We start from the raw sequence: 11621 nt of genomic DNA, 5'->3' as shown, positions 1-11621 counted from the left end.
TTAGCCACCTATTAATACTGTAGGGTTGCCAACAACAATTTTACCGCCGTGGGAGCTGTCATCGCCCATTCTAGCTGCAGGCTTACCGTTAATTTTAACCGAGCCAGAACCCGATTTAATACTATCTGGTGGGCCAATACACACCATCATGTCGCCTTTGCGCGCAGCAGGCATTCCACCAATTAAGACATTAGTTGAACCAATAACTACAGGGCCGCCTACATGCGGCACTGTGCCGGTTGTTTTGGGACACACATGCATGTGACCAATTGTAGCTGCGGGCTTGCCCATAAAGACTCCTTGTCTGTTTATATTTTTAAATAAAACTAATCAAATAAAGGGATAATTAATAACTTGCTGTGCGCCACTAATAGAGATAAACACTCTATTAATTCACTTTGAGAATAATCTGAAAGTGCAACAGGGCTTTGCATAGCATATTGGTATAATCCCGACACAACATCTTCACTATTTAATACAGGGTGTAAATTATTTAAAAACTGACTAGCGTAATAACCATTCATTGCTTTTAGGTGACTTAATGCTGGATTTAGCAATGGATCGTCTGGCCTATTAATTGGCAAACATATTAAATGCGCAAGCCCATAACGGCAATATACAACATATCCGTTATTATTAATGCCGTTTCTAAGTCCTGAATGAAAGCTATTTATTATTTCCATATTTGCACTAATTTAATTTAATCATTCCAGCTGATAAAGTAATAGCACTGCCGTCAACTTTAACATTACTACCTTTAATATTTATATTAGTGCCTTCAATAGTTATATTACCATTACTGCTCATTTTAATTTGTGCAGAGCCTGTTTTAATAACTATTTCATCACCCGCTTCTATATTTAATGTTTTACCTACTTTTAAAGTATCGTTTTCACCCATTTCGGCAATACGATTTTTAGCAACATTAAGGGTGTCGTTGTTAGCAATATCTGTTTTTCTGTCGTTGCCAATTTCAATGTTGTGGTCGTGATCTGTCTTATCGTTTTGATCGTTTTTAACATAGAGCTGCTTGTCTTTTTCTGCTTGAAGATAAACCAGCTCACTGCCTTTTTTATCTTCAAACCTAAGCTCGTTAAAATTATCTGCTCCGCCTTCTTTTGTAGAACGCGTTTTTATGCCGCTTTGCGTTTTTTCTGCTGGTAATGCATACGGAGGCATTAAGTCTGCGTTATACACAGCCCCACTTATTATAGGTTGATCTGGGTCGCCATTTATAAAATCCACAAGTACTTCTTGGCCAACGCGAGGGAAGAAAAAAGCCCCCCACTTTTTACCAGCCCAGTTTTGGGCAACGCGGATCCAACACGAACTTTTAGAATCTTTTTTGCCTTCTCTGTCCCAATCAAATTGCACTTTTACGCGACCATATTGGTCAATCATAATTTCATCAGCGCTGTCGCCAGTTACGATTGCCGTTTGGACCCCGTTTATTACAGGCTTTTTCTTATTTATTTGTGCTCTGTAAGGGATTTCTTTCGGGACACATTCAAAGTGATTTGAATAAACTTCTTCTACCGATGACTGCTGCGAACCTGATTGGTTGGGTACTGTAATTGAAGTCATCATAGAGGTAATAACAAATGTTTTACCTTCAAGACGTGGGTCTTCGTGCTTTTTAAAACTAAATAACTTACCTACAGTAAATGAGCGGCAATCACTGCGCCCACTAGAAAGCTTCATGTCTCTTTGCAGTGACTCTAGCTGCACAGACGCTAGATTAGCAGCGCGCGGATGGCACTCTTGCTCGCCCGTGTATTCAAAAATTTCAGAGACCGATTGAGTAGGAAGCTCAGGGTTTGCTTGCTCGCCATCAGGGTATCGAGATGGCTGTTTAAAGTCGTAACCAACACGTTTAAAACTACCAGGGGCAATGCTTAAGCCACCTTGCCAGCGCGATACGTGTGATTCGCTTAAATGGCCAGTTGAAAATACAACTTTGCCTTCATTACATACTTCGTAAGCCGTAATATCATCAGCTAATACAAGCGTATGGTTACTGTTTGAGTGTTCAAAAAAGTAAAATATACCTTCTTGTTGGAATAAGCGCTGAATAAAATCAAAATCAGACTCTTGATACTGAACACAATATTCATATTTAGGGTAGGTTTTACTGGTTTTATCGCTAAAGGCAACATTGTGTTGGCCAAATAAATCAGCAAAAATTTCTTTAATTGTTTTCTTTTGAAAAATGCGGCTATTTTTACGATTGCGCATTGAAGCTGCGAATGGAACTATCGTCGCTTGATAATCTATATAATTTTTTTGCTCGTCAACATCAGCCGTACGGCTGCCATTTGAAACCAAATGACTAACAATGCCGTGGTAGTAACGCTCACCACCGCCATCTGCATTTTTTACTTTAATAGATACAGGTTTACCCACTAAGTCTTCGTGCGCGATTTGTTTACCAATAGTGTACATATTGGCCGACATAACAAACAAATCAGACATTGCCTCTTGGGCAACAAAGCGAGTTAAATAGAGGGCATCTTTACCAACAGGGGTGCTAATTTGAATTACGTTTTTATCTTGTGTTGCTTTTTGCATTCCTTGCTTTTCCCGTCCTAAAGATCAAAAAAAGCTCTGAGCAATGCCCAGAGCCATTATAAGGTAACAAATATTACATTTGTTGACCTTTAACACCGCTGTAACCGTATACAAGAGGAGCAGTAATGTTATTTTTGTCGTCTGTTGGAGTAACAGTCATCATCATTTCTGTGTAGCTGATAGTGATTGTTTCGATTGGACGATCATTTTGTACTGAAACTGAGTAGCTAGAAATCATTGCATCTGTAAGTTCGATTTTCATGATTTCTTCAACCTTATCACCTTGCTTAGTGATATGGAAAACAGCTGGTAAACCTTTACCGATTGTCGCTTCTTTGAAAAGATCCGGAGATGCTTTATCTTGAAGTTTAGTGATTGTTACGTCACCAAGGCGAGTAGAGCTTGACTCACGGTCCATCGCTGTACCAGTAGCTGAGCTAATTTCGCGACTTACATTCCAATCAAGAGATAAAACTGTAATTAAATCTTTGAAAGACTCAGCAGTAGTTTCGCCTTTGATTGAACCGTATTTTAAATATGTATTTGCTTGCATTTGATAATGCTCCTTTTTATTAAACAATGTTATCCATTAATACTGGATTCTTTACTTTGGTATATACCAAAATTCCTTTGAAACCATTATCTTTAATACAGCAATGAAAAGGCCTTCTGATTCCTTTCCTTAGATGAAGACAATGTCTCAAAAATTCCATGTAGTGATATCAGGCACCAAAATTATAATGCCCTCAAACTAAAGAAACAACCTTAATAACAAGTTATTTCAAATTAACTTTAATTAACCTTTAATTCAGCTCTAGTTCAAATTCATTATCTTTTACTAATAGCGATATACTATTAATTTCTTTGTCGTCAATCATGCTAGAAAGTAAAACCTCAGACAACAATGGCAGCACTCTATTTTGAAGTATAGTGTGAATATTACGTGCACCTGAGCCTGCATTTTGGCAATTAGCAATAATATATTCAATTACATCGTCATTATAAATTAACTCGGCATTGTAGTGTTTTTTAACACGTTTAATTATTTTATTTATTTGAATAGCGGCAATTTCAGTAAGAATATCGTCACTTAACGGAATGTAAGGTATTACATTAATACGACCTAAAAATGCCGGTTTAAATGAAGCAAGTAAATCATCTTGTAATGCCTTTAATAAACCTTTGATGCTTGGTTTACTTTCTTCGTCTTCAAACAAGCTCATTGTGGTATCTGTGCCCACGTTTGAGGTCATAATAATGATTGTGTTTTTAAAGTCGATATCGCGGCCTTCACCGTCTTTAATTGTACCTTTATCAAACACTTGATAAAAAATATCTTGTACGCCTGGGTGTGCTTTTTCCATCTCATCCAAAAGTACAACACTATATGGCTTTCTTCTTACTGCCTCGGTTAATATTCCTCCTTCACCGTAACCTACATACCCTGGAGGAGAGCCAAGTAATAAAGAAACTTTATGTTCTTCTTTAAACTCTGACATGTTAATTACCGTGACGTTTTCTTCACTACCATACACTTCTTGGGCTAGCGAAAGTGCAGTTTCTGTTTTACCCACACCGCTTGGCCCTGCTAACATAAATATACCGTTAGGACGGCTTTCATCTGCTAGCTGAGCACGAGATGTTTGAACAACTTTAGCTATTAAATCAAGAGAGTGGTCTTGCCCTACAACTCGTTGCTTCATTTGCTGTGCTAAATTTAAAATGCCATGTATTTCATCTTCATGCATTTTGCCAACAGGTATCCCTGTCCAATCTGAAATAACTTGCGCTATAAGCTCTTCGTTAACCTGCCAATGAACCATATTATGTTCAAAAGAGGCTAGCTTCTCTTTACTAAGTCTTAGCTTATCGAGTATCTCTTGTGATGACTCTTCATCTTGAGAGTTAATAAGCTCTAAAGCTAGATTAAGCTCAGCCACAATTTCTTTTTCAGTACTAAATTGCTCATTTAACGGCGCTAATCGCTCTTCAATTGTAATTAGCTCTGCTTTTAATGTGTCTAGTTGCTGTGAATGATCTAAGCCCGTTTTTTGCTCTCTGTTAAGCATTTTTACTTGTGTTTCTATTTCGCTTAAGCGATTTACAAGCTGCTCTATAGTATTTGGAGTAGATGCTTGGCTCATTGCAACACGTGCACAAGCTGTATCTAGTAATGCAACGGCTTTGTCTGGGAGCTGCCTTGCAGTAATGTAACGATGTGATAAATGCACCGCGCCTTCAAGTGCTTGCTCAGATATAAACACTTTGTGGTGTTTTTCCATTACAGGCACTAAGCCTCGTAACATTGCCACCGCTTTTTCAGGGGTTGGCTCTTCAACTTTTACAACTTGGAATCGGCGTGTTAATGCGGCGTCTTTCTCAAAAAACTTTTTGTATTCAGCCCAAGTAGTTGCAGCTATTGTGCGTAATTCACCACGCGCTAAAGCAGGCTTTAATAGATTTGCCGCATCATTTTGACCCGCTGCACCACCGCTACCAATCATGGTATGTGCTTCATCAATAAATAAAATAACCGGATTTACCGCATTTTTTACTTCATTGATAAGCGATTTAAGGCGATTTTCAAATTCCCCTTTCATACCTGCACCAGCTTGTAATAGTGCTAAATCTAAGCTGTGAATTTTTACATTTTGTAATACAGCAGGTACGTCTTTTTGAGCAATTCTTAATGCTAGCCCTTCAACAACAGCTGTTTTACCTACGCCCGCTTCACCAGTTAAAATTGGGTTGTTTTGGCGGCGTCTGGTTAAAATATCAACCATTTGACGAATTTCGAAATCACGACCAAGAATAGGGTCTATTTTTCCAGCGAGTGCTTGGGCAGTTAAATCAACAGTAAATTGATCTAAACTTGGAGTTTTAGAACCAACATTTGCTTGAGTTGACGCATTTTGTACTGAATGGTTGCGCTCTTGAGATTGCGCAACTATTTCAGGCCATGCATGAAGCAATTGACCAGGCTCTATTTTATTAAATAACTTACTACAACGTGTTACTAAGCTAGATAATGTATCGTCTTTAGTAAGGGTATAAATAACGTATGCACTACGAATTTGATTATCTGTAAACTCAATGCTGGTACTTAACCAAGATTGCTTAAGAAGACTCGTAACATGCACTGACAAACTAGGAGATGACTCACTACCCGTTTTAAACGACTCTAATGATTGATTTAAATCCTGTTGAACTTTATCAATATCTATATCGAACGAGCCAAAAATTAGTCTAACATCATCTAATTGCTGCTCAATCATTGCAAGTAACCAATGCTCAAGTTCAACCGTGAAATGACTGCGACTATTACATATAGCAACAGCACCTTCTAGGCTTTTTCTGCAATCAGGACTCAGTTTTTCAACTAGTTTATTCAGTGTCATCGAAGACATACTTTTTTCCTTTTAATTTTAATTATCCCTTAAACGATAACTTAGTAGGGTTAGATTTTAATTTGTTATCTTGTACAGATAAGAAGCTATTAGCGCCTAACTGACACTCATTTTTTGAAAGTTTAGCGGCACCTAAATTTTGAAAATTTGACTCAATGACCAAGCGAAAGTTAATAGCATTTCCTACATAGTCTTTTGTTATTTGATTAGCTATTTCGAAAAGCGGACCTTTGGGCAAAAGTTGTTTTGCTTTATCTGGATCATCTGATTTTATGTGGATTTCGATATTAGAAGATACGTCCCATACTTTATTTCCAATCATGGTATCAACACCTAAACGGGCGTGCTGGCCTTCATATAATGCCTGGCTGGCTAAACGGGTTTGTTCTTGCTCTTTTAACTCGTGCCATTGGCCAACCATTTGTTTGATTGATACATCACAACCTAGGTATGACGAAAGTACATTTTTTAAATCAAATGCATTTCTAATTTTACGGCTATATAAACCTGAAAAATGCAGTTGGTGCTCGTTATAGCCACCACTTAATAAACCGAGTATTTGTGTGTATGGGTCTTTGTTTTTTTCTTTATTAACGTGATTAAGTGAAGGCTTATATTTTTTCCAAGCGCGGTAATACAGTGAGACTAAACGATGATTAAACATGTCGTAAAAGTCACGCATGGTTGTATCTTTATAGCGTAAACGCTGCATCACAAGTTCACTATAAAACTGGGGTAAAGCGCCTGAACAACCCGTCAGCCCCATAAAAGAAACCTGCATAGTTACTTTATGCATACCGTCTTCAAAACCAGTTTCTTCTAATTTGGTAATTGCATTACCTGGATAACCAAACTTTTGGGTAGCTGTAAACTTAATCAACTCTTGCTTTGGATTACTGTCGTAACCGACATGTCGATAATCTAAGCCACGCTTTTTTAGCTGATTTTCAATTATGAAAACAGCTTTGTAAAAGTCAATTTGAGAAGCTTGTGAGATTATTTGCTTTATCATAATAACGGACAGTCACCCACTCTTGCAGGCCATTGATAATAAATTTGTTCTTGCTCTTTAAGCCTTAAACTTAAACGCGTGTAGCTATTTATTGCTGCAAATTGAGCAAAAAAGTGATCAAGTATTGATGCAAAGAAGAACATGCCGCTGCCAGAAAAATCATCGTTAGCAAATGTAATTTCAATTTCGCTGCCTGTTGCAAAGCTTACTTTACCTTTTTGAATCACACGGGCAGTTGAAGGCTCTATTACCACTCTATAAATATTATCTATCATGCCTTTAGTTTGTGGTGATGCTCTAAAATCGTATAAACGCAAAACTTCTTTAAGCTTATTACATGCGTCTTCACCACTAAAGGTATCAAGCGTTAAATGATTAACTAACTGCCACCGTGTTGCATCAGCTAATACAGGTCTCACTGCATGAGTAAATGGCGTTAAACATCTAATTTTTTTAATTACATCGCCGCGCTCAGGCATTAATAAACCAAGTTCGTCATCACCAAATGGCATGCTTGCTGGTAGGTTGCGATTACTACAATTTGCGCGCACAGTAAGTACAGAGTTTCCGTCACCATATTCCATCGCACTATTTTCAAAAGTAGCATCAACTAACGATAAAAATGTTTCGGTTCCTGACTCTACATAACCGCCAGCCCAAGAAGCAGTTTCTCGACGAATATGCCAAAACAAATCATCATGTCCATGATATTTAGGATGTGTTTGACCATAAAAAGGCGAAACAATTTGTTTATTGCCTTTATGATCAAATGCAATAACTTCTGATATACCAATTACTTCTGATATTTCCGAGTCCATATAACGCGGTGTTAACTGATATTCATATTCACTGATCTCAGGTCGTATTGGCTCAAGCTCTTGTTCAAATAAGTTTATTATTGGTGTACAGCCTAATAAGAACATATCTTTATCTACTTGCTTTTCAAGCTCAGTAGATTCAGTATCTAGGTAAATATAAATACTACATTTATTAGATTGCTTAGGCAGTGATGAAAGAATGCCTTCAAGCTCAAAAAACCTAAACTTCTCAGGAAAAGTAAAATTTTCGACGAGCAAACGATATCCTGCAGATGAGCGCTGCGAATAAGGAACCACAGCCTCGTTAGAATCAAAGCCCACTGCTTTTAATTGGTTTTTTGACAGATATCTAATACCTTCATCGCCATTGTCTATAGCAATACCAATACTATGTTTGAACAGTAGTTCGTAAACTTTAAGTGTATGATGCCATTGGCCATTGATAAAAATCCGTAATTTTTCAAGGCCAGTTTCTGCAAGCGAAACCCCTTTATACTCACCTGTTAATTCTATTTTGAAAATAGATTTTGCTTTTTCTTGCCAGCGAGGCTTCGGCGCTACAAATGGGCTATTATCAAATTGCACATTTGTTATTTCAACAGGCCAAAGGTAGGTTTCATAACACGTTTGAAATTTACATTGCTTCATTGAGTCAACGTTAGTTTCTACTTCACTTGCCTTTGGTATAACCACCCCTGCCGTAGATAAGTTCTCAGCTTCGAGCTTAACAACTGACATTGATGGGATTGGCGCTTGGTAATCTGGTAGCATTTGCCCTAGCAAAGCATCCGTTAACTCCGGGAAACTATCGTCGAGCTTTTGCCTAATATTGGCAGTTAAAAATGCAAAAGATTCTATTAATCTTGAGACATGAGGGTCTTCAATATGATCTTCACTTAACTTTAAACGCCCTGCAACTTTTGGATATTTTTCAGCAAAGTCTTTACCTAAATGACGCACAAATGCTAATTCACGATTGTAATACTTCAATAACTCATCGTTCATAATGATGCCTCAATAATTTTCATACCCAAGTTCACGGGCTCTACTTCTGAATCAAAACTAATAAACTCTGGCTCAGGGTCGGCGTATAAAAGCGCATTTATTCTTAAATTTAATACTCTGTTTAAAGGTACTTCTTCATCTGTAAACACTTCTACTTCAAGAAACCGTGGCTCAAACTTTAAAATTGTATTTCTGACGGTTTCGCACAGTAATGCGCGCCCTTCGTGAGAGCTTACAGACATACTCGAAAAGTCAGGTAAACCATAAGACAAACATGAAGTAGCCAGCTCGGTGTATTGAGTTGGCCATGTATGCCATTGAATTCGAGCATTTAGCAAAGCTTCAATATCTCTGCGCACGTTTTTTCTAAGCTCACTAATAGTGATGCCTTCGGTACGTGATGGCGCATCCTGGAAGTCGGGCTCATCGTCAATGAGCCTATCTATAATGGATGCTTGAAGCTGCTGTTTATGCTCTATCATGGTTGCTTAAGCTTAAATTATGCTGTTTCAAGTGAGCTTATTTTTAAATTTGGGATGGTGATAGCCTCATCATCAACAAACAGCATTTTCATGCCCTTACCGATAATAAATTCATCTTTTAACTCAACCCAGTCAGACACTTGACCTAGCTTTTCAAGCTCCGATTCAGAGTTAATATAAACAAGTGGTAAATGAGCTGTACCTGATGGACCATCTTTAATTGTAATTTCAACACGTAACCAAATACTTTCTAATAAAGATTCTACTGGCTCCATTTTTAACGATTCAATTTCGTTAAAGTTTGCTAGATAAAACTCACCATTAGTACCTAAAACCTCTAGGTACGGGTTTAAGCAATCATCAAGATCTCTTGTTGATGCCTCGTCTGTGCTAACTCTTAAAGACTCCATCTCTTGAGCTAACTGAGCTGCTTCGTCAGTTGAGCCTTCTAACAGAGCAACATGCATTTTCAAAAATAGTGTGTCTAACTCATTCGCATCATGAAATAACTTAGGAATGCCTTTACCTTGATAAAAATCTACACGAGATTGCTGAGCACGAATTAAGTGCCTTAAATTTACTGCACCTACTGCAAATTCTGGATTTTTTTGTACCATGAAATCTAGCTGTTTATCGGCTTTTTCAAGTTCACCATTTATGCAAAGTAATTCGGCGTAAATACTCCTGATATCAAAGTTTAATGGCTCATCTTGAAGCTCTGTAGCACAACAAGATAATGCATCAGTAAGTTTCCCCTCGCGAATTAAGCTATGTATTTTTTTCATGACTATTCCTTTATTTTATGATGAGGACTGAGCTCTGTAATTAATTTAATACTGGAGATCATCTGATCTAATTGAAAATGTGGCTGTAATTGTAAAACAGAAAAGTAATGCCCTGGATTGGCTTTATTTTCACTGACTTTTATTCTGGCATTACTTAACGGGTACTTACTTCTTATATGCTCGGAGGAGGAATCTGAAGCCGTTGTATAATTATTTATCCACGCTTGTAGGTCTCGCTCACAAGCTTGTGCCGTGTTATAAGAGCCGACACGGTCTCGAGCTAATAGCTTTAAATAGTGAGCAAAACGAGATACACACAAAATATATTGCAGCATTGAAGATAAGCGCGCATTAATATTAGCGGCGCTTGATTCATAGTTTTTGGTTTTTTGAACCGATGCATTACTATAAAAAACAATGTGTTCTGTATTAGTCACTGATGATGCTGGAATAAAGCCAAGTTCAGAAAATTGCTTTTCAAATTTGCTTGTTACTAATAAGTTTAGCGGTGGCTTTGCTTCTTTTTGATAAGTGTCGTTTGCAAAACTGTCTCTCGCAAGCCCTGTAACCAGACCCTTTGAAATTTTACCCGGCTCAATACCGCGAATGTGCCCAAACCAGCCACTATCGCAATATGCTCTTATTAAGGTAGATACAAATTGATATGCTGCATTGCCCCAAAGCATATCGCTTTCAGGGTCTTTAATTTGTTCTTTAAAGTAAAAATCTTGATGACGTTTTCCATCATTGCTATATGGCGGTCTAACTAATACATGAGGAAGCGTAAGCCCAATAAAACGAGATTCTTCCATCGCTCGAAAGCTCTGCCATTTAGCGTATTCGGGTTGTTCAAACTGGTCAAATAAGTCTGCGTAATAGCCTAAATCAGAAAAGTTATCTGCACCAAATAAGTTAGGAGAAGCTGAGCAAATAAATGGAGAGAAAGCAGCGGCAGCGGTTCTAGATATTTCTTTTACTGTGTCTATGTCATTATAAATTGTGCCTGCTGAGCACATGTTACTAATTTCATAATCACCCACTACTACACCAAATGGCTCGCCACCTGCGCTATCAAACTCACTTTGATAAAGTAGTTGAAAAAATAGGCTTTGGTCAAAATCAATAGCTTTGTTTACATCTTTAGAGAGTGTTGCCCAATCGCAGTTCAATACTTTTATTTTTACTTTATTTTCTTTGTCGTATTGTTCGCTTTGAAGTATCAGCCACCAAAGATTACGCCAACTGGCTTCTAACTTTTGAAATCTATCATTATGAATTATGAGGTTTAATTGTTCTGAAATGAGTTGATCGAGTTCAACAATTACGCGCTGTAAATAAGGACCAAGTGATTCTTTAGTCCAAGATATAGGTGAATCTGAAGAGCCTTCAAGCCATAACAACAAGGCTTTATCTAGGTTTTTTTCGTTTAAAAACCTATCGAGTAAAGCCTCATTATCACTTATTCTAGACTGCGCTTTTTGTACAAAAGCGAAGTCTTGATTTATAAATGAAAACTCTTCGTGATTCATTCTACTGCATTATCC

The 11621-nt window shown here is 37.6% G+C and carries 10 protein-coding genes; all 10 read right to left on the bottom strand.

The features are described from left to right. Complete coding sequence (locus H5159_RS06670) at window positions 1–291, bottom strand: PAAR domain-containing protein (RefSeq protein WP_024595244.1); 291 nt, start codon at window positions 289–291, stop codon at window positions 1–3. 35 nt (window positions 292–326) lie between these two features. Beyond that, window positions 327–683, bottom strand: a complete 357-nt coding sequence (locus tag H5159_RS06665; protein ID WP_024595245.1) for a hypothetical protein — start codon at window positions 681–683, stop codon at window positions 327–329. 7 nt (window positions 684–690) lie between these two features. Next, window positions 691–2568, bottom strand: a complete 1878-nt coding sequence (locus H5159_RS06660; protein WP_182681464.1) for a type VI secretion system Vgr family protein — start codon at window positions 2566–2568, stop codon at window positions 691–693. Window positions 2569–2641: 73 nt separating this feature from the next. Further along, entirely contained in the window at window positions 2642–3121 is a 480-nt protein-coding gene (locus H5159_RS06655; protein ID WP_024594574.1) for a type VI secretion system tube protein Hcp, read from the bottom strand. A 250-nt stretch (window positions 3122–3371) separates the two neighbouring features. Then, window positions 3372–5975, bottom strand: coding sequence for a type VI secretion system ATPase TssH (gene tssH, locus H5159_RS06650; protein ID WP_182716264.1), 2604 nt, complete (start codon window positions 5973–5975; stop codon window positions 3372–3374). 22 nt (window positions 5976–5997) lie between these two features. Continuing rightward, the gene (gene tssG / locus H5159_RS06645) at window positions 5998–6987 is read right to left on the bottom strand and encodes a type VI secretion system baseplate subunit TssG (RefSeq protein ID WP_024594572.1); all 990 of its coding nucleotides are present in this window, start codon (window positions 6985–6987) and stop codon (window positions 5998–6000) included. Continuing rightward, window positions 6984–8810: a type VI secretion system baseplate subunit TssF gene (tssF, locus tag H5159_RS06640; protein ID WP_182711775.1), complete on the bottom strand. Its 1827-nt coding sequence runs from the start codon at window positions 8808–8810 to the stop codon at window positions 6984–6986. The genes tssG and tssF overlap by 4 nt, the downstream gene beginning before the upstream one ends. After that, complete coding sequence (tssE, locus tag H5159_RS06635) at window positions 8807–9292, bottom strand: type VI secretion system baseplate subunit TssE (protein ID WP_024594570.1); 486 nt, start codon at window positions 9290–9292, stop codon at window positions 8807–8809. The genes tssF and tssE overlap by 4 nt, the downstream gene beginning before the upstream one ends. A 17-nt stretch (window positions 9293–9309) precedes the next feature. Beyond that, the gene (locus H5159_RS06630; RefSeq protein WP_182711776.1) at window positions 9310–10077 is read right to left on the bottom strand and encodes a type VI secretion system accessory protein TagJ; all 768 of its coding nucleotides are present in this window, start codon (window positions 10075–10077) and stop codon (window positions 9310–9312) included. Between the two features lie 2 nt (window positions 10078–10079). After that, a complete protein-coding gene (gene tssC / locus H5159_RS06625; protein WP_182780046.1) occupies window positions 10080–11606 on the bottom strand; it encodes a type VI secretion system contractile sheath large subunit in 1527 nt (508 codons plus the stop codon). Window positions 11607–11621 lie beyond the last annotated feature (15 nt).

The sequence above is a fragment of the Pseudoalteromonas sp. SG43-1 genome (genome assembly GCF_014164415.1).
In the GTDB taxonomy this organism is placed as follows: Bacteria; Pseudomonadota; Gammaproteobacteria; order Enterobacterales; family Alteromonadaceae; genus Pseudoalteromonas; species Pseudoalteromonas distincta.
Note: the sequence above shows the minus strand (reverse complement) of the source record. Positions and strands in the feature narration are given on the sequence as shown.